Annotated in this window: 21 protein-coding genes; 9 read left to right on the top strand and 12 right to left on the bottom strand. The window is 63.2% G+C overall.

From position 1 onward, the window contains the following. Positions 1 to 6: 6 nt before the first annotated feature. Positions 7 to 1236, top strand: a complete 1230-nt coding sequence (locus JST30_02085; protein MBS1713107.1) for a type II secretion system F family protein — start codon at positions 7 to 9, stop codon at positions 1234 to 1236. A gap of 74 nt (positions 1237 to 1310) precedes the next feature. Next, positions 1311 to 1727: a prepilin-type N-terminal cleavage/methylation domain-containing protein gene (locus JST30_02080; protein MBS1713106.1), complete on the top strand. Its 417-nt coding sequence runs from the start codon at positions 1311 to 1313 to the stop codon at positions 1725 to 1727. A gap of 162 nt (positions 1728 to 1889) precedes the next feature. Here the strand turns inward: JST30_02080 and JST30_02075 are convergent, their stop codons facing one another. The 4 genes from JST30_02075 to JST30_02060 are packed head-to-tail and all read right to left on the bottom strand — an operon-like array spanning position 1890 to position 5937. After that, entirely contained in the window at positions 1890 to 3263 is a 1374-nt protein-coding gene (locus JST30_02075; protein MBS1713105.1) for a cytochrome ubiquinol oxidase subunit I, read from the bottom strand. A 9-nt stretch (positions 3264 to 3272) separates the two neighbouring features. Then, the gene (locus tag JST30_02070) at positions 3273 to 4343 is read right to left on the bottom strand and encodes a cytochrome bc complex cytochrome b subunit (GenBank protein MBS1713104.1); all 1071 of its coding nucleotides are present in this window, start codon (positions 4341 to 4343) and stop codon (positions 3273 to 3275) included. 2 nt (positions 4344 to 4345) lie between these two features. Beyond that, entirely contained in the window at positions 4346 to 4825 is a 480-nt protein-coding gene (locus JST30_02065; GenBank protein ID MBS1713103.1) for a Rieske (2Fe-2S) protein, read from the bottom strand. After that, entirely contained in the window at positions 4822 to 5937 is a 1116-nt protein-coding gene (locus JST30_02060; GenBank protein ID MBS1713102.1) for a hypothetical protein, read from the bottom strand. The genes JST30_02065 and JST30_02060 overlap by 4 nt, the downstream gene beginning before the upstream one ends. A gap of 235 nt (positions 5938 to 6172) precedes the next feature. Between JST30_02060 and JST30_02055 the strand changes: the two genes are divergently transcribed. Beyond that, positions 6173 to 6832, top strand: coding sequence for a PAS domain S-box protein (locus JST30_02055; GenBank protein ID MBS1713101.1), 660 nt, complete (start codon positions 6173 to 6175; stop codon positions 6830 to 6832). A gap of 21 nt (positions 6833 to 6853) precedes the next feature. Here JST30_02055 and JST30_02050 read toward each other — a convergent pair whose 3' ends face one another. Next, the gene (locus JST30_02050) at positions 6854 to 7948 is read right to left on the bottom strand and encodes a hypothetical protein (protein MBS1713100.1); all 1095 of its coding nucleotides are present in this window, start codon (positions 7946 to 7948) and stop codon (positions 6854 to 6856) included. A 403-nt stretch (positions 7949 to 8351) separates the two neighbouring features. Between JST30_02050 and JST30_02045 the strand changes: the two genes are divergently transcribed. Further along, a complete protein-coding gene (locus JST30_02045; GenBank protein ID MBS1713099.1) occupies positions 8352 to 9488 on the top strand; it encodes a hypothetical protein in 1137 nt (378 codons plus the stop codon). Between the two features lie 24 nt (positions 9489 to 9512). Here JST30_02045 and JST30_02040 read toward each other — a convergent pair whose 3' ends face one another. Both JST30_02040 and JST30_02035 read right to left on the bottom strand, forming a co-directional pair. Continuing rightward, on the bottom strand, positions 9513 to 11918 hold the full coding sequence (locus JST30_02040) for a S8 family serine peptidase (GenBank protein ID MBS1713098.1): 2406 nt from the start codon (positions 11916 to 11918) through the stop codon (positions 9513 to 9515). 23 nt (positions 11919 to 11941) lie between these two features. Next, positions 11942 to 12478 (bottom strand): adenylate kinase, encoded by a 537-nt coding sequence (locus JST30_02035; GenBank protein ID MBS1713097.1) that lies wholly within the window; start codon positions 12476 to 12478, stop codon positions 11942 to 11944. A gap of 113 nt (positions 12479 to 12591) precedes the next feature. Between JST30_02035 and JST30_02030 the strand changes: the two genes are divergently transcribed. Continuing rightward, a complete protein-coding gene (locus JST30_02030; protein ID MBS1713096.1) occupies positions 12592 to 13074 on the top strand; it encodes a DUF1579 domain-containing protein in 483 nt (160 codons plus the stop codon). A 71-nt stretch (positions 13075 to 13145) separates the two neighbouring features. After that, positions 13146 to 13670 carry a hypothetical protein gene (locus tag JST30_02025; protein ID MBS1713095.1) on the top strand — a complete coding sequence of 175 codons (525 nt, stop codon included), beginning with the start codon at positions 13146 to 13148 and terminating at the stop codon, positions 13668 to 13670. Between the two features lie 6 nt (positions 13671 to 13676). Here JST30_02025 and JST30_02020 read toward each other — a convergent pair whose 3' ends face one another. After that, complete coding sequence (locus tag JST30_02020) at positions 13677 to 14210, bottom strand: GNAT family N-acetyltransferase (protein ID MBS1713094.1); 534 nt, start codon at positions 14208 to 14210, stop codon at positions 13677 to 13679. Positions 14211 to 14366: 156 nt separating this feature from the next. Here JST30_02020 and JST30_02015 point away from each other — a divergent pair, with 156 nt between their 5' ends. Beyond that, positions 14367 to 14978, top strand: coding sequence for a hypothetical protein (locus JST30_02015; protein ID MBS1713093.1), 612 nt, complete (start codon positions 14367 to 14369; stop codon positions 14976 to 14978). Here JST30_02015 and JST30_02010 read toward each other — a convergent pair. Beyond that, entirely contained in the window at positions 14975 to 15511 is a 537-nt protein-coding gene (locus tag JST30_02010) for a hypothetical protein (GenBank protein MBS1713092.1), read from the bottom strand. The two genes, JST30_02015 and JST30_02010, sit on opposite strands and share 4 nt — an antisense overlap. A gap of 72 nt (positions 15512 to 15583) precedes the next feature. On the opposite strand from JST30_02010, the gene JST30_02005 reads away from it, so the two are divergent. Both JST30_02005 and JST30_02000 read left to right on the top strand, forming a co-directional pair. Beyond that, the gene (locus JST30_02005) at positions 15584 to 15961 is read left to right on the top strand and encodes a cupin domain-containing protein (protein MBS1713091.1); all 378 of its coding nucleotides are present in this window, start codon (positions 15584 to 15586) and stop codon (positions 15959 to 15961) included. 33 nt (positions 15962 to 15994) lie between these two features. Beyond that, positions 15995 to 16789, top strand: coding sequence for a GNAT family N-acetyltransferase (locus tag JST30_02000; GenBank protein ID MBS1713090.1), 795 nt, complete (start codon positions 15995 to 15997; stop codon positions 16787 to 16789). On the opposite strand, the gene JST30_01995 is transcribed toward JST30_02000, so the two are convergent. The 3 genes from JST30_01995 to JST30_01985 form a co-directional block, all read right to left on the bottom strand. Continuing rightward, positions 16769 to 17098, bottom strand: a complete 330-nt coding sequence (locus JST30_01995; GenBank protein MBS1713089.1) for a hypothetical protein — start codon at positions 17096 to 17098, stop codon at positions 16769 to 16771. The two genes, JST30_02000 and JST30_01995, sit on opposite strands and share 21 nt — an antisense overlap. Before the next feature lie 257 nt (positions 17099 to 17355). Beyond that, a complete protein-coding gene (locus tag JST30_01990) occupies positions 17356 to 17976 on the bottom strand; it encodes a hypothetical protein (GenBank protein ID MBS1713088.1) in 621 nt (206 codons plus the stop codon). A gap of 125 nt (positions 17977 to 18101) precedes the next feature. After that, positions 18102 to 18677, bottom strand: a complete 576-nt coding sequence (locus JST30_01985) for a DUF4230 domain-containing protein (GenBank protein ID MBS1713087.1) — start codon at positions 18675 to 18677, stop codon at positions 18102 to 18104. Positions 18678 to 18785: the final 108 nt, after the last annotated feature.

Genomic DNA, 18785 nt, shown 5'->3' with positions numbered 1-18785 from the left:
CAGAGTATGCAGGCGTTCGAGTACAAGGGCTACGATTGCGACGGCAACCCGGTCACGGGAGAACTGAACGCCACCAGCGCCGACGAAGTCGAGCGCAAGATGGCGAACCAACAGGTCACCCTTGTCCTGGTCAAGCCCTCCAAGGCGGCCCGGTCGCCCTTAGGGATCTCTTCGGTCGGGACGAAGCGCCGGTCCCGTCGCCGGATCAGCGACGCTGAAGGGGCCGAAGTCCTGTCGAACCTGTCCGTCATGGTCGGCGCCGGCGTCCCCTTCGTCGAAGCCTTGGAAGCGATCGAGAGCATCGCGGCCAAAGACCAGATCGTCAAAGGCGTCCAGTCGTTGCGCTCGGCGATCGTCGGCGGTCAAAGTCTGTCGTCGTCGATGCGGGCGGCGGACGGGCTCTTTCCCGAGGTCGTTGCCGACATGGTCCGCGTCGCCGAGGAAGGGGGCAACCTGAGCCTGGCACTGGCGAGCGCATCGGCCTATTTGGCGCGTTCTGCGGAGTTGCGCCGAAAAGTGATGAACGCCATGCTCTATCCGATGGTGATGTTGTTCGTCAGCTTCGTGACCGTCCTCGTCCTGATCGTCTTCGTCATGCCGAAGTTCGCCGATATCTTCCTCAAAATGCACGCGGAGATTCCGGTCACCACGCGGCTCATGCTTGATGCCGGGAACCTGATCCGGAGCAGACCCGTCCCTTGCGTCCTCGGCTTTGTGGGGACGCTGACCGGAATCCGGTTCCTGTTCAAGAACCCGGTGGTCGCCGAGCACGCCGGCCGCTTCGCCTATCGCCTTCCTGGGATCGGCGAACTCTTGAGCAAACTGGCTCTTTCCCGCGCCCTTCAGGCCATTTCGACGCTCGTCTCCGGCAACGTCCCGATCGTCCAAGCCCTCGAACACGGGGCCAAAGTGGCGGGGAACAGGTCGCTCGCGGAGGCGATCGGCCGCTCTCTGACCTCAGTTTCAGAAGGGCGATCGGTGTTCGAGGCTTTCAAGGAGCACAAAGTGTTCCCGCCCGTGGTCACCCAGATGATCGGGGTCGGTGAAAGGACCGGGAAACTGGGTTCGATGATCGCTTCGTGCGCGGATCAGATGGAGGTCGAGGCGGACGGCCGGCTCAAGTCGCTGGTCTCGATCTTGGAGCCCCTGATGATCGTCGGAATGGGCGTCCTGGTCGGGACGATCACGGTTTCGATCATTACGCCGATCTATTCTGCGATACAGAACGTAAAGTGACCCTAAAGAGTCTAGTTTCGATGACCGATATTGTCCTTGTGACTCAGTTACTGAAGCAAAAGCCGGCTCACAAGATGAGGGGATTCACGCTCGTCGAGTTGCTCATCGTCATCGTCATCCTGGCCGTCCTCGCCGCCATCGCCATCCCCAGGTTCATGGATTCGGGCCTGCGGAGCAAGGAAGCGAGTCTTCGAGGCAACTTGAAGCTGTGCCGGAACGCGATCGAGCTCTTCCACAACGATACGTCCGCCTGGCCGTCCTCTATGGCCGACCTGACGGTGACGACGGCCCCGGCGTCCGGGAAGGACAGTGCGGGAGCCGCGAAGTCGATCGCCGCGGCCGACTATAAGGGCCCGTACCTCCAATCGGTCCCGACCGACCCCGTTTCCGGTGCCGCGATCACCTATTCGACGACGTCGCCGACGGTCGGTAAGGTTTCTTCTTCGGCTTCAGGCAACGGCCTCGACGGTACAGCCTACAGCACCTGGTAGTCCCTCTGCATCCGGAACCTTCATTCGAGATTTGCTTCAAGAGCGGTCGGTAGGTCGTCCTACCGGCCGTTTTGTCGTGTCCGCCTCCCGGTAGGAAGGACAAAGGGACGCCCCTTCCCGGGCCGGGAAGGGGCGTCGTGGTCGGATCCTTCCTCGAAGGGTCTATTCGCGTCGGACGACCGACGTGGCCGGCGCCGCCGGTTGCGAGAGGGTGGACAGGTACCCGGCGAGGGCGTCGATCTCGTCCGGTTTGCCGACGAGCGGCGGCATGTACTTGACGTACGTCGAGTCGGCCGTCGGTTTGTGGAGAAGTTCGAGGAGCTTGACGATGTTCTTCTCGTCGCGCCCTTGGAGCAGCCGGTGCATGGACCGGTAGCCTTCACGCGTGTGGCAGCTGGCGCACTGGCCTCGGAACATGGCTTCTCCTCGGGCAAGCCTGTCCATGCTCGGAGTCCACATCGAGTCCGTGAGGTATCCCTCTTGGTTGTACTTCTCGACGTCCCGGACCCGGACACCGTTCGAGTACATGTGCCGTCCGATGACGTACGGTTTGCGCACCGTTTCCCGGGCATATTCGGTCGAGGCCGTCGCGACCGCGCCCAGCGCGAGCAAGGCGATCCCGTGGGCCACCGAGAGCTCCTTGGGGGCCTTGTAGGCGAAGAAGTACGCGACACCTGCGATCGTGACGGTCGTGATGACGGTCAGCATCGCGATCCGCGTCACCTGGGTGAAGGCGCCAGAGCCGATGGTCGTCATGCCGAGTTGGAGGAGTCCCCTGCTCTCGGCCGGCATCGCGAAGAGGAACCAAACGAGGACGACAGGCATCAGGAGGACCATCGGAGCGAGCCATCGCGCGCTCCATTTGATCATCGAAGTCCGGATTTCGCTGAGAGACTCGTCGTCGACCCTGGAGAACGAGATCAAGGCATAGATGCCGGCGAGCGACAGGCACGCCAGCGTCCGCATGATCAAGGACGGGAAGTATGTCGGGTTGAAGAACGCGAGCCAGAAGCGGCTCGATTCCTGACCTGTGCCCGCGACCTGGAGCCACGCGTCGCCCGGTGTGAGCATGAACGACAGGATGCCGTTGATGATGACCAGGGTCAGCACGGAGGCGACCGCGTAGACGTAGCCGACCTTGAGGTGCAGTTCCCGAGGGATCCTGTTCCAGGTGTAGTAGTAGACCGCCGCCGCGGCGAGCTCGATGACGAAGAACACCCATTCGATCGCCCATCCGAACACGAAATTGTGGATCAGGGTCGATGTGGCTTCAGGGTGGACCAGACCGATCGCGAACCAGATGCCGACGCCCGAGACGGCGCCGAACACGCCCGTCAGGACGAGGAAGAAGCGGGAATGGGCCTGCAAGACGGGCAACCATGCTTCCTTTCCTTCGCGGTACAGCTTCGATTCGGCGACAGGCAGGTAGATCCCGCCTCCGACAGCGAACCAGGCGATCAGGACGTGGAAGATCGAGATCAGACCGATCACCCACGCTCCGCCGAGTCCAGGGACGTCCCAAAGTGGATAGTTCATGGATAGCTCCTAGCGGACCCCTAAGTAGCCCCATGCCGTCGTCAGCACCAGGATGCCGACCACGAGGAGGCCGAAGTAGGTCGTCGTGCGGCCTCGTTGGCCGGAGGGTTTGTCTTTGTCGAACGCCGGGATCAGGAACCAGAGCACCAGGCCGACCGTGAACAGGGTCATACCGATCGCCTCGCCCGCCATTCCGGGGAAGAGACGGCCCATGATCTTCAAGGTCTGGAACTGGCTCATGAAGTACCACTCCGGATGGATCCCGACGGGAGCCGGCTTCAGGGCGTCGGCGGGCGGACCGAGCTGCCAGGGGAACACGGACGCCAGGACGGCGAGCGCGTTCAGACCGATCAGCCACATCGCGAAATCCTTGACCAGGAAGTTGGGGAAGAACGGGATCGTTTTGCGGTCCGAAGCGGGTTTCGCCTCCTCCGAGTCAGGGACGGCGTTGCCGTGCTTCTGGACGAGCCAGACGTGGATCCCGAGCAACGGGAGGTAGAGCATGGGCAGGATCACGGCGTGGAGCGCGAAGAAGCGCTGGACCGTGAACTCGCTGACGTCGACCGATCCCCGCAACAGGTTCGCTATCGGCGGGCCGATGACGGGAATGGCGTTAGGGATCTCAAGTCCGACCTTGGTCGCGAAGAACGCCAGGTCGTCCATCGGCAACAGGTAGCCGCTGAACCCGAACGTCAGTCCGAGCAAGAGGAGCACCATTCCGCTCCACCATCCGAACTCCCGCGGGCGGCGGTACGCCTTCATGAAGAAGACGGAAAACATGTGCACGAACACGGAGATCAGGAACAGGTTCGCCGACCAGTTGTGCACCGAGCGGACGAGCCACCCGAAGTGGATCTGGTACGTGATCTGACGGACCGACTCGTAGGCTTCAGGGCCTGGCCGGTAATAGACCATAAGGAGGATCCCCGAGAGCGCCTGCACGATGAAGAAGAGAAGCGAGAGGCCTCCCCAGTAGTACCAAACGCTGTGTCTATGCTGAGGAACGGTCTTCTTCTTCGCCGTTGCGATGACGTCCTCGAGGCCGAGCCTTTCGATGAGGTAGTTCGGGTTCTTTGCCATGGTTAAGCCCTCTGCACCAGCACCGATCCCGGTGAGACGGTGACTTCATAGCGGGTCAATGGCCGAGGAGGCGGCCCGGACACGTTCTCGCCCGTCTTCGCGTCGTACTTGCCGCCATGACAGGCACAGTTGATCATATCGGCGTTCGGATCGTAAGCGACCGTGCAGCCCATGTGGGTGCAGACCGCGTCGAGGCTCACCCACGTGTCGTCCTTGTGGTGGATCAACATCGCCGGTCGGACCCCGAACTTGTACATCAGGGCCGAACCCTTCGGGAGTTTGTCGGCGTCAGGCAGCGTCACCTCTTTGACCGCCGCCATGGCGATGGACGCTTCGACAGGCGAATTCAGGTAGCGGTAGATCGGATAGCCGATGGCCGCCGCGTAGGCGAGGCCGACGCCGCCTAGGGCGACTTTGACGAACCCGCGACGCGTGAAGCCTTGGTCTTCCTGTTCGATGTGGGGGACAGCGCTTTCGCTCATAGGGACACCTGCTCGTTAGGAGGAGTGGCCTTCCGCATCACGCTGAGGAGCCAGTACACGACTCCCAACATGATTACGAAGAGGAGGAGGAAGATGATCACGACGGACCAGTTGCTGGATTCCGTCCGGTTCCAAACGTCGAACCCCTTGGCCTTCAGCGTCGCGTCCCGGATACCGTCCCGGACGATGACGGCCCCAGCGTTCGCCAGAAAGGCCGTCAAAAGGCCGCCGACCCCGAGCGCGAGTCCGGAGACGCCGCGCAGGGCTTGGAAGCCGCCAAGCAGGCCCGTCGCCACGGCAGTGCCGAGGAAGAGGTAGCCCGCGACCGTGTTCAGGCCACTGGCCGAGACCGCTTCTCTCACGGAGGCCGGTTGGTTCTGAAGCACCATCGCACCGAGGACGATCTGAAGGGCGGCGCCGACGAGTGCGGCGGCCCCTCCGGCCTTGCGGAGGGCTTTCTTCGCTCCCTCCTTCAGGTAGGCCATGTTGGAGAGGAGAAGCGCCCAAACGCCTCCAAAGGCCGGTCCGCCCGCCATGACGAACAGCCACCGTGGAGTCAAGGTCGGATCGCCTTTCGGCCCTTTGGCTCCGATCGGGCTCGCCGCGTACATCTCGGCCCAGACTTCGGGCCTGAGCATGAGCGACATGTTCATCGCGTAGATCTGGCCGATCCCGAGGACGACCAGAAGGGCGACCGCGGCCGGGATCATGGGGGACTTGCCGCTTTCGAAGGCGGCCACCGTCCGGTACAGCATCCAGTAGGCCAACATGAGCAACGGGATGACGGCGATCCAGAGCAAGCCGATCAACACAGTGCTGGAGTAGATCGCCGGACTGTAGAGCACCTGGGCGAAGAGCAGCGGCGGGACTCCGAGGTTGATGACCCAGGTCATCAACACGGGCATCCGTTTGGCGAGCGTGTAGGCCGCGGAGACTTGGTCTTCGTCCTTCTTGGAGCGCCCTGCGGCGTTCAGCCACAAAACGAGGACGAGCGTCCCGACCAGGATCATGACGGCCGAGAAGTGAAGGGCTAGAGTCAAGAGGCTGAGCACCTTCATCAACCAGACCGGAGCCGGAATCGGGATCGGGTCAAGGTGAGGGAATGGCCCCATGGCCAAAACTCTACAATTCGATTAAGTCTGAAAAATGTCGTCGGTTTTGCGGACTGGAACAGACCCTCAAGTCCGTTTGAACCTGATTGAACCTGAACCGGGCAGGTAACACTTGCAGTTCAGGGCGCGGATCAAGGTAGGCCGTATGTCCGATGAGCGGGTCTGCGTCGTATGAAGACCACCGTATCGTGCCGCCGGACGGCGCGACATGACAGGCGTCATAATCCGATTGAAGATGGGCAGGTCGGGACTCTCGCGCCGCGAGCGCCAGATCCTTGAACTTGCGGCGTCCGGCCATATCGATCAGGCGATCGCTAACGATCTCGGGATCAGCGTCCCGACGGTCAGCACCTATTGGTGCCGGATCCGCGAGAAGTACGGACGGCTCAACCGCGCCGAGCTGGTCGCTAAGTTCGTCCAAGAACGGGAAGAGGCGGTCGCGTCGGAACTTCGGAGCAACAACGAGAGGCTCGCAGGCCAACTCGATGAAGCCGCGGTGCGCTCCGCCGCGCTCGCCCGCGAGGTCGCGACTTTCGAAGCGATGCTCGACAGCGCGCCAGGGCCGGTCATGATCGTCACGTCCGAGGGTGTCGTCCATCGGGCGAACAGGCTGGCAGCCGAGCTCTTCGGATGGAGCCAAGAGGAACTCGTCGGGCTCCACGTCGGGGAACTCATGCCCGAGACCGTACGTGCCGGGCACCGCCGGCACCGCGAGGCCTACCTGGCCGCGATGCCGGGCCCGATCGAAATCAGCTCCGACGAGGGCGTCGACATCCTGCACCGCAACGGGAAGCTGGTCCGAGTCCAGATCCATTTGAACGCAATGGACACGCCGAACGGACGGATGGTGGTCTGTTTCTTCCGTCCGCTCGACGATCCGCCGCACCGCCACTGAGACGGCGCGGGGGACCGAGTTTCATTGCTTGATCCAGACGATCGAATGGACTTTTCCGTCGGCCGTCGTGGCGTTGCCGACGATGTTCCCGGCGGCATCGACGGAGACGGCCCGCGAGTGGGCGAACGACCCTTGAAGCAAGGCGTGGAGTTCGACGCGCGTATGACCGGCTCCGACCCACGCCAGTGCCCTGTAAGTCTGAGGCACGCCGAGGTAGTTGATCAGAGCGCCGTATCCGACGGCCGTGTCGCCCTTGACGTCGACCGCCCAGGAGTCCGGATACGCCCCAGAATCGAAGAAGGAGACGGAGTCGGCCGAACCGTGCCAGCTCACCGCGGTATAGAACCGGACCCTTCGGCCACGCTTTTCGGCGAAGAACTGACGGTCCTGCCCCAGGATTCCGACTTGGGTCGGTCCGTTGGTGGCGTACGCGATCGAGAGGTCGTAGTCTTGGTCATGGAGGTTCACCATAGAACGGGCGGTGCCGGTCCACAGCACGGCTTCGACGTACTTGCTCTTCTGCTCGTAACCCACCTGGACACCGCCGCCGACGCCGAAGACGGAGTAGCCCTTGTTACCGGGACTGAGATCGGTGGCCGAGCCTGTGACCGCGTCCCAGAGGACCGCATGGCTCGGGCCCCCCGTGACGATGTCGTGCTTGGTGTCCTGTTGCGAGACGTTTCCCACGATCTGGATCCCGTCCGTGTCGGTCGCTTGACCGAAGTAGTAGGCGAACCCCGGATCGAGGTACGACGCCACGCCGTTGCGCCACGCGATCGGCGCGGCCCGGTTCAGAGTCGGCGAACCGACCCCGTATCCCACGGCAAGGCCACCTGAGACCGCGGCCGCGTAGGACGAACCGGCCGTCGTCGCCGTGTCCAAAAAGGAGGGGTGCACATCGGTCACGTCTCCCTGAGTCGCTCCCGTCCACGCATGGGCGCGGTTCCCGAATTCCGACGCGAACGGCATCCAACCCGCGAGCGAGCCCTGATCGATGTCGTTGGCGACCGGTCCCGTCCCGAGGTCGACGGCGACGTATGTGGCTCGGGCAGTCACCGACAAAGCGAGGGCGGCGGCGACGAGCGAGACGAAGGACGAAATTGCACGGCTTTTCATGGCGTTCCGCGCTCCGAACTGAGGAGCGTCGAAGACCAAGAGGAAGGGACCGAAGCAAAAAATGCACCCGTAGCCAAAACGGCACATGCGCTCCCCTCCACGGTTTTTGACGTGCCGTAAGGAGGGAACCCCTTTGTGGTCGAGACCGTCCCCTTGGTACCGGATCCTCGACTCGCGAAAAGACCATGGGAACGAGACGGCCGGCCGACCCTTGTCCTACCGGGACTCGGTATTCGACGCTCTTGGGGCGAAAGAGTGAAGGATCACGGAATCCGTTGCGCACCTCCAGGACCACCGTGGACAGCCCAGGTCTTGGGCAAGGACGTCGACCGCGCGCTGTTTAAAAGGCGGATAAGGCGCTGATCCGGAATCATTGCTTCGCCCGTACTGTATAAAGAACGGTATGAGAGCGGCCTCGCTTTTCTTGGCCTTGACCATCGTGTCGGTCGGACACGCTCAAGAGTGGTCGGGCGTCACTCTCGGAACGCCGCGGTTCGTCGCTACGGACGTCGAAAGCGTGAACTGGTCCGATGACGGAAAGTGCTTGGGCTATACGACGTCGCACGCCGGAACGGCCGCCTTTGGAGTGTTCGACCTCGATGCCGACAAGGGTGCCACTCTCGTCACGCTGGCGGCAGGCGAGGAGATCGCATCGTTCGACTGGTTGAAGGCCGGAAAGAAGGGCGTCCTCGTCGTAAGGGGTCAGGCGGGCGGGCCGTACCTGTCCGTCACCGTGCTCGACGCTCACGAATCCACGGCCCGACAAGTTTGGACGCGGAAGTTCAATGCCGGAGAAGAGCCTACGGTCGAGGTCCAGGTCTCTCCGTTGCTCGCCCACGCGCTGCTGACGGTGTCGTCCGCTTCGACCCGAGAAACCTGGGTCTTGGCCGCAGGCGGCAACACCGTGGTCTTTTCCAGGGATATCGCCACCGCCGAAGGGCAGGGCCAGAGTTTCGCCGATTGGTCGAAGTCAGGTACGGCGTTGTTCTCCGGACCAGCCGTTGCCGGAGGCGCAACGTCGTTCACTTTGGACTTGTCGAAGAGCGATCAAAAAGTGAGGAACGGCGAGGAAACTCTGGTGGAGCTCGCCATCGATCGATCGAGCACAACGTCGGGCGGCGTGACGTTACTCTCCAACCTTCCGATCCTGTCCCGGTTTTTCATCCGCATGCGCCCGGACATTCCCGAGGGTGCGACCGTCCTTGAGTGCGTCCCTTCGAACGGAGCCCTTCGACCGGTCCGCTTCCCGGGCTACTTCGAACCGCGTCCAGGCCGCACCGACCTTCCCGACGTCCACTCCAAGCTGACGCCGCTGTCCTTAGGAAAAGCCGTCGCGGGTTCGAACGCACTTTGGCTGGCTCCCAACGATCCTCAGCGACAAGCCAAAGCCGAACGAGGTTTGCGTCCCGGAGACCCTTCGACCGGCATCCTCGTTTCGGCACAGGCCGATTCGTGGTGGCCGGCACCGGAATTCCGGGCGATCGCCTTCTCTTGGAACAAGGTTTTGTTCGTCCGGACGGTGACGATCACAGGAAAGTGAAGCCGGTCAAGGTCGGTGAGCCGTTCAATAGCGCAAGATCCGGACCTGTTTGCCGGCGGCTTGAGCGGTGAGACAGACGGTCAGGGTCTTGCCTGTGACGTGCGATACCTTGACCGCGACACCGAGGTCGTTGGCGGATCCGGCGTCATAGCGGGCGAACTTTGTGAGCTGCCCTGTCGACGCGTCGTACCACGCGGTCGCGCAATCGGAGTTGGTCGCCCCGTACGTCTTACCGGAAACCGCGACGGACTGTCCGGTCACGTCGATCGCCAGTCCCTCGTTGACGTATTGGCTTTGGACCACGTCGCCGAATCCTGCGATCCTTCTCCGCCATAGAATGGCCCCGTTCGACAAGTCCCGTTTGACGACCCGGAACATCGTTCCGATCCCGGCCCCGGACTCGAACCCGTCCGTGTACACCGATCCCGCGGCATCGAGCGCCAGAGACTTCAAAGTCCCGTTTTGGAACCAATACCAAGCCAAGCCGCCTCCAGCTTTGGCGCGGAAGACGAAACTTCCGCCCGGCCTTCGACCGATGGCCACGCAGTCTCCGTTCGGCGTCGTCTTGACAGCGTCGACCCAGTCGTCGTTGACGCCCGACGAGTTGAACCGGACGAGTTGGGTGAGCACGTTCGAACCCGGCGTATAGAGGAGGACGACAGCGTCCTTCCCGGTCCCCGTTCCGGCGACGTCGGCGACGACGTAGACGCGTCCGTCCGTCCTCAGAGACACGGCCTTGCCCGTGTCCGCGCCGTTCGCCGTACCGTTGAACGCCTTGGCCCCGATCGTCGCGCCCGTGGCAGCGTTGAACCTCCAGAGATAGCAGTCCGGCTGAGCGAGAGGGCCGGCCGAAGATTGACCGGCCACGACGACGATCGAACCTGAAACGACGACGGCCCGTCCGAAGTCGTCCACGGTGCCCGGCCCTTTCCAGCGGTTGCTCCACAGGAGTGCGCCTGCGGCCGAAACCTTGCACGTCAGCAGGTCGCTCCCCGTCCCAGGGCCTTGGGACGACGCGGTAAAGAACACGTTGTTCCCAGTGTCGGTCGCGAGTCCGAGGGGCACGTCGGCCATGCCTGCACCGTCGATCGTCTTCGACCAGACAGGCACGCCGTTCTTGTCGTACTTCCGTAACAGGACGTCCGTCGAAGCGTCCGCCCCGACGCGGGTGGCGACAATGAGGTTTCCGGCCGCGTCCATGACGGTCCGGACGCCGTCGGGATCGGTCACGCCGGGCCCGACACCGATGAAGTTCCAATAGGAAACGGCCGCGTTCGATGCGAAGATCGAGGAGTCACGGGCGTTGATCCGACCGAACCGGGTCCACGTGCCTGTTTCCGTCGTGCCGGCCAGGACGAAGTTCTTCGCCCAAGAGGCCTTCACCGGGTTCCGGCCCGCTCCCTGCGTCTCGTACATCGCCGAAACGAGGCCCGAGACGAACGGCGTCGCCATCGACGTCCCTTGTAGGGTCGCATAAGTGTCTGGGAGGTACGTCGAATAGATCGACGTCCCCGGGGCCGCGACGTGCACCCAAGGGCCATAGTTAGAGAACGCAGGACGCCCGTCGGTCGCGTCGCTCGCCGCGACAGCGAGGCACGTCGGATAGCCCGCGGGATACTGGACCGTCGTGTTGCCGTTGTTACCGGCGGCGGCCACGACCACGATCCCGGCGTTCCCGGCGAGGTTGCACGCCGCTTCCAAGTTCGGGTCGTTCCCGCTCGCACCTAGGCTCATGCTGATCACGCGGGCCGACGTGTCGTTGACGACGTGCGTGATGCCTTGGGCCGCGTTCCACGTCGTCCCTGAGCCGTTCGCACCAAGGACTTTCACCGCGATCAGCGTCGCGCCGAACGAGGCGCCTGCGATGCCGACGGCATTGTCCGTGACGGCCGCCGCGATACCGGCACAGTGCGTCCCATGGCCGTTGTCGTCCATGGGGTCGTTGTCCCCGTTGTGGAAGTCATATCCTCCGGCGACGATGTGCCCGGCCAAATCGGGATGGTCCGTCTGGATGCCGGTGTCCAAGATGGCGATCGGCGAATTTCCCGTTGCCTTGACCTTGTCCCACATTCCCAAAAAGTCGGCCCTGGCAAGGCCCCATTGGGATCCCAAGGACGGATCGTTCGGCGTATAGGAAGCCATCGTCGTCTGGTTCGGGACGGCGTACCGGACTCCGGAGCGCCGAGCGATGACCGATGCTTCGACGGTCTGCGCGTCCAGGAGGAGGGACCTCAACGTGGGATTCGCGTCGATCACACGACGGCCGGCGAACGTGCTCCCTGGCGTCAAGTTGGGACGCCAAGCCGACGCCGCGACCCCGACGATCACACCTCGGGCCTGCGACGGGAAGACGTCCGCGCCCAAACGGGCCGGCTGGCCGTGGACGAACGGGGCGACGCCTGCAAGGAAAGCAAAAGCAGCGGTCCGCACACCGACATTATGCGCCGAGGTCTTTATGTCGGGAACCGGCGTTCCAGCGACCCTAACCACCGTTCGCACTCCCGATGGCTCCGGAACACGAGGACGCTCGGCCCGGTTCCGTCCGAGGCCCACTGACGGATGCGGGCCCGCTTACGTCGAAAGGACTTGAAGTGCCAAACGAGGATCGAATCCTTGGAAGCCATATTGCGCCAGCTTTCCACGTTGCCGTTGCACACCGGACTGTGGTCGATCGCCCGGACGACAGCCCTGCGTAAGAGCCTGGCGAACGAGAACCACCGGGGATAGTCCAACCCGACGATCAGTTCGACACGGGAAAGCGGGACGTCGAGCCAGGCTCCGTAGGCCGTGTCGAGGATCCACTCGGTCCCGCTGACGATGTTCCCGATCCGCTCCCGCTGGACGTCCGGCCCGACGGGTGTCCATTCTGCCTCCCACGTGAGGTCGTCCACCGAATGCCAGGGGATTCCCGAACGTTCGGAGAGCCGCCGGGCGAGCGTCGTCTTGCCCGAACCGCAAACACCGTAGACGAGGATGCGGCGAGCGGTCAGTCGGTGATCGGCGAGGGGCACGTGTCGATTGTCCCTGGACCCGGCGGCTCGTGTCGAACCTTGACGTCTGAGGGTATGAAGGATCTGACATGAGCGAGACCACACCTGAAGAAATGGGCCCGACGAAACCTGTCGCCGAACACGAGTGGCTGATGCAACTCGTCGGTGAGTGGACGACCGAGACCGAAGCGATGATGGGGCCCGACGGTCCTCCCATGAAAATGGCCGGCCGCGAAACCGTCGTGAGTTTGGGCGGACTCTGGGCTTTTGGCGAGGGCGAGTCGACGATGCACGACGGTCAGAGCATGCAGTACAAAGTCGCACTCGGTTACGACGTCTCCTTCAAGGAGTACCGGGGCTGCTGGTTCGCTTCGGCGTCGTCCCACCTTTGGAAGTACACGGGCACGTTGAGCGGAGACGGCAAGTCGATGACGCTCGACTGCCAAGGTCCGAGCATGACGAAGGACGGTGAGACCTCCAACTACCGCGACGTCATCGAGATCGTCGACGGCGACCACCGGACACTGACGTCGAGCGGTCAAGGCGAAGACGGTCAATGGGTGCAGTTCATGAAGGTCGTGTACACCCGGGTGTGATCCCGGTCTAACGCGTTACGCGCAAGGGCGGGATCGGCACCGTCTTATGGCACGGAGAGTATCCTCGCCGGATGACGCCGTTCCTGGCCCTTGCGTCCGTTTTGATACCGATGACGAAACCTGATTTCAGCTTCATGGGACAAGGCTTCTTCCACCGGTACTCGAAAGACGACCTTCACGAATACACGCCCCAGGGCCAGGAAGACCTCGCCAAATGGAAAGACATGATGACCTTGAACGTCTACGCCAAGGTCAAGGACGGCGAGGCGCTGGCAAAGGCGGCCAATTCCGTCCTGGACGCGTATCAGAAGAACGGTGGACGTGTCGTGCGGACAGACTCGGTCCCCCGCTCTGGTTCGTCCGAAGCCGAACACCTGATCGTCGTCCTCTTTCCGAAGCCGGAATTCATCGAAGTGTCGTTCGCACGCTTCAAAATGAGCGAAGGCAAGGGTGTGTCGCTCGTCTATGGCCACCGCGTCTACGGGAAGAAGGCCGGCGACGAAGCCGCGGAATGGCTGCAGAAGAACGGACCGGCGACAGAGAAGGCCTTGATGGCCTGGAAGACGGTTCCGGTCCCGCCCAAAAAGAAGGACTGAACGGTGTCAAGGACGGGGCAGGACGCGCTTTTCATAGAGCACGAGCCCGGTTCCCCGCAGGTCGATCACGGCCCTGCGGTCATAACCCAAAGCCTCGTAGAAGGCGTTCGAACCGGGGTTGGCTGAATAGGCGTCGAGCCGGACGAACGGGATGCCCCGTCCTCGGGCGACGCCTTCGACCTGCGCCATGACGAAGCGTCCGAGGCCCTGACGCTGGACGTCCGGATGGACGACGAGCGCGAAGACTCCGAGGGCCGAAGCTCCCGGTTCGCTCCAAAGCGACTTCTTCCAGAACCCCGGAGCGAAGGTGCTCAGCGCCACGGATGCAAGGGCGCGTCCCTCTTCGACGGCGACGAAGAGGGTCGACCGGTGGAGCGTCGGGTCGGCGGAACGGATGCGTTCCTTGATGGACGGCACTAAGGCGGTTCCGGCCCAGTTCCCAGGGCCTAACCGTTCGGTCAGGCGTTCTCCAGCCGCGACGCGCATCTGGGACACGTCGAGAGCGTGTTCGAGCCGGGCCACTTCGAACGTCGGCGCCATATCGGGAGGAGTATGGGCCGACGGAGCCGACACTGCGGCTTCCGGCCCGGCGAAACGTAAGGACCGCGTAGGAAATCGGGGCGGGACTCCGAGCGAAAGGGCCGGACGGCGTCGAGGAGGACAGAGGGGCGGCGCGTCCGTACCCGACGCAAGACCATGGAAAAACTCATCTATGCTTCGATGCCGGATCCCGATTCGGCTTCCCGGGCCGTTGCGGCCCTCATGGACCGCGGCGTGCAGTCCGAAGACATCAGTGTTTTCGCAAAGGCCTTTCCAGGCAACCCTGACGCGGCTGACGACGTCCGTGTCACAGCCGAAGAAGGGTTCACCGTGACGACCCCTGCCGACACGCTCGAAGGGGCGAAGAGGGGCGGTGCGATCGGACTCGGGGTCGGCGTGCTCGCCGCACTCGCGGCCACGGCCGTTCCCGGTTTGGGCATCGTCCTTGGCGGGGGAGCTTTGGCCATGGCGCTTGCCAGTGTGGCCGCGACGGGCGTCGCCGGGGCCGTCGCGGGCGGTGTCGCGGGCTCGTTGATCGACCAGGGCGTGGACGACGATGCGGCGCGCTCGTACGCCACCGTCGTCGAAAACGGCGGGGCTTTGATCGCGGTCGACGCGCCCAGCGGGGACGTGACCGAGACCGAAGTCACGGAGATCCTCTTGAAGTACGGCGCGGTGCCCAACGGCATCCTCGCGTTGATGCCGCGCGACGGCACGTATCCGTCGTCCGAGTCGCACACCGCCGTCTATCAGAAGATCAGCGGTTAGCGGGTCCCTTTCTTGGCGAGGTCGATGTCGACGATGTTCGACGCGGCCTCGCCTTGGAACAGCTCCATATGTTTGAGCCCTTGGGTGTCCAGGTTCACGTGCTCCAGCGGTTTGCTGACCACTGACACGAACGCTCGGAACGTCTCGGGGACCGGAGTGACGGGACCATCGTGGAGTTCGGCGAAGTCCGAAACGTCCAACCGGAACTCGTAGCTCGATTGGCCGAAGAAGGGGACGACGAAGTCGTCGGTCCGTCCGCCGACGACACCGCGTCCCCGAGCGTAAGGAAGCGTGCGGGATTTCGCTCCATCGACGATCGTCAGCAAAAGGTTGGTCGGATAGTGGGCGGACCCGTTCGCCAAGGAGATTCCAAAATTCACGTTTAAGGAGCGACGGTTCGCGTTCTTGACGACGAGGGACAACGATCCACCGGGCCCTGCCGTCAGCTGCATTCTGATCGGGGTCGGGGCAGGTTGAGGGGAGTCTTGGACCGGCGTGACGGCGAGCATAGCGGCTGCGGCGATGGCGAGCATGACTTGGCGTCTCTGACGCGACGGACCGACCATCGGGTTACGCCCGGGCTGCCAAAGGCTACACTCGGGGGCATGGACGAGTGCCGCGTCGTGCGCGAGCAAAAAGGGTTCGAAGGGGTTCAGGGCCTCAGCTATTTTCAGGGCGTCTCACGCGAATCGACGGGCTCTCAAGGGATCTGCATGCACCTGGTCGAGTTCCCGCCCGGCGCCCGTGCCAAGGCGCACTACCATGAAGCGCACGAAACGGCGATCTTCATGCTGGAGGGCACGGTCGGCATGCACTATGGCGACGACCTCGGACAGCACCTGGAAGCGACGGCAGGCGACTTCGTCTATATCCCCGCCGGCGTCCCGCATTTGCCTTATAACGCGTCGGACAGCCATGCCCGGGCGGTGCTGGCGCGGACCGATCCGAACGAGCAGGAGAGCGTCGTGCTCTGCCCCGAGTGAGTACGCACTTAGTCGTCCTGTATGCTTAACGGAGTGAAAAGCTCCAGCGCCGTGCTCGCGTGCTCCGATATCGTCGCGACGCTCGCGTTTTACCAAGACGTCTTGGGGTTCGAAACGGTTTGGGCATGGGGCGAGCCACCGACGTTCGGCTCAGCGTCCAGTGGCGGAGCCACGATCCTTTTCAATCGGCAGCCGGAGCTTGCCGCGAAGATACAAGGACACCAGCACTGGATCAACGTGGACGACGCCGACGAGCTTCATGAAACCCACCGGGCCAGGGGGGCGAAGATCGTGGAAGAACTGGGAGACAGACCGTGGGGTTTCCGAGAGTACGTGGTCGAAGACCTGAACGGCTACCACCTGCGGTTCGCCGGACCGCCCTTGGGAACGTCACGACCTTCGCAGCCGTTTCCCGAAGGCGTCCGGATCGAAAGGCGCGTCCCGAGAGACGACGAATACCGGTCCGTCGTCGGAGCAGCCTTTGGCAACAAGTCGTTCCTTCCCGACCAGTCATCTACGACATGGGGCGGGATCGTCGCTCTTTCACCGGATGGTGAAGCGATCGGAACCGTTCGGATCATGCAGGACGCCCTAGGATGGTTCAGCGTCTGGGACGTCGGTGTCCTTCCGCGCTGGCAAGGACACCGGATCGGCTCGAAGATGATGCAAGAGGCCCTCGATCTGATCCACGAATCGTCTCCTGGTGCGAACGTGTTCCTCTTCACGTACCAGAACGGCTTTTACGAGAAGCTAGGCTTCTCTCGTGAGACGTCTCATATGAAGCGGGTTTGTCGGGCCACGTCATCGTCAAGCGTCGTCGTTTTGTGACCGCTTACGGATCCAGGACGCGCTCGCGACTAGTGCCACAGGGGCCAGGCAAATCGCGGACAGGCAGAACGTCAGAGCAGACTGCCGCGATTCGAAAAAGTTCGGATCCCTGTACACCACGCCTTCGTCCGTCACGTCGAGAAAGTAGACCTCGGACGACGAGGTGTTATTCAACAAGCCTGGGGACAGGGAAGGGTCAGGGACGCGCTCCGTTCGACCTCCCGCCTTTGCCAGATAAATGTCCATCGGAGGCAACGTGCCGAAGAAGTCGGTCACTTCGGCCGGCGCCTGGTGCGGCCAAAGCTTCATCTTCGTCGTCCGACCCGTGCCGTCTCGAAACCGGAACTCGATGTCGACGGCTTGTGAGCTGAGATTGCGTACGAAAAGATGCGAAATCCCGCTACAACCACTCAGGGCCGTTAGGAGGACCAGCGCTGTCCCGGATAACACTCCCGTCGTTCGCCCCGCCACACCCGATTCGACGAGAGAGCGGTACGAAAACGTTCCCGGCTGTCGAACGGAAAAGCACTCGAGAGCCGGGCGTTGGTCGTGAGCAAGCAGCCTTGTCAGCGGTACAGGACCGGATAGGCCACGCCCGCGACACCGGGATAGGCGACCCAGTCATAGCCGCCGCCGTTCCAGAAATTCACCACTTGGTAACCATAGGTGTACATGACGGTGCCCCAGGAATAGCCGATGGTCGTGATCCAACCGTACGTCGGGTCGAGGTACGACGTGCTCGGCGGCCCGTACGTACCCCACCAACTGGTGTTCGGATTGCGGACGAGCAACGCCGTGGACGGGTATGTGTCCACCGTCAGGTTGCGCAGGACGGCTTGTGACGGCGCGACGGTGCGCAGAGTGGTGACCTGAGACCGGCGCCGGGCCGCCTCGATGTCGGACCGGGGACGGGGCGACGACGTCGAACCGCGCGTGATCACCGTGATGCGGTCACTGTTCTTCAGTGTCCGGAAGCTGCCCTTGTTGACGACGTGGGCTTTTGGTACGTAGGTCTTCGCCTTTGGCTTGGCAGCCGACTTGGCGGCGCGTTTGACAGGCTTCTTGACCTTCTTCGAGGTCTGGGTCTTGGACTTCTTGGTCTGTACGGCCGCCTCGACCGGGGCCGTCGCGACCAGGCCGAAAGCGATGCAAGCGGCCAGTGCGAGCCAGTTTGGTGTGTTCCTCATGATGGTCCTCTCACCACGAGAGACTCCCGATCCGGCGCCAAGTCGGGGTCGACGGGCACTTCGGCGCTCTGCTCCGTCGGCCACGAAAGGCGCCCTCCGGACGGATTTGGGCCAAGCGGCGTGGGCTAGCCGAACGCTACGGAGACGTCCATCCCCATGTCGCGGGCCAGCGATTTGACCCGCTTGCCCGCGACGTCGGCGGCGGTCTCAAGGATGTGTTGCCGGAGCGACGCCTCCTTGATGCGGTCTTCCGCGTCGCGGACGGCCTTGAGCGCGATGTTGTCGTCCCTCCAGAAGACCGCCGACTTTTGCCAGTGGACCTTCGCGTCGACTTTCGGTTCGAACAACTGCGGTTTGGGTAGCCGGACGGTCACGGTGTCCCCCGACCTTTCGACCGTTGCTCGAGCGAGGTCGACGCCTGCTTCGATCTCGCCCGTAGCCGAGACCAGGACGACGTTGCGCGTCCCCGTCCGGACCAGTTCCGCTCCACCGGGCACCATCGCCACCCATTGGAGGGGTTGTCGCGAGGTCGAGTACTCGAAGACGTTCTCGTAGGTGTGCCGGGCCGTATGGAGAGTGCCCAGCGCCTGGACGCCGCGCAACACCAGGGGCAACTTCCGGTCCGATACGTTCGTGGGCTCGTTCCGGTTCAGGACGCCGACGAGCACCGCTCCGGCGACTCCGCCGGTCGCGAGGAGCAAGACCTTACGCGATCGATCCACTCCTCCAAAGAACGCTGCGGGGCGACGTCGGTTCCCATTGTAGGGCGATTGCGCCGTTGGGGGCCCCTCCGGAATGCTCCACCCCCG

It is taken from the genome of Armatimonadota bacterium (genome assembly GCA_018268395.1).
GTDB lineage: Bacteria > Armatimonadota > Fimbriimonadia > Fimbriimonadales > Fimbriimonadaceae > JAEURO01.
This window is presented reverse-complemented; position numbering and strand designations above follow the sequence as displayed.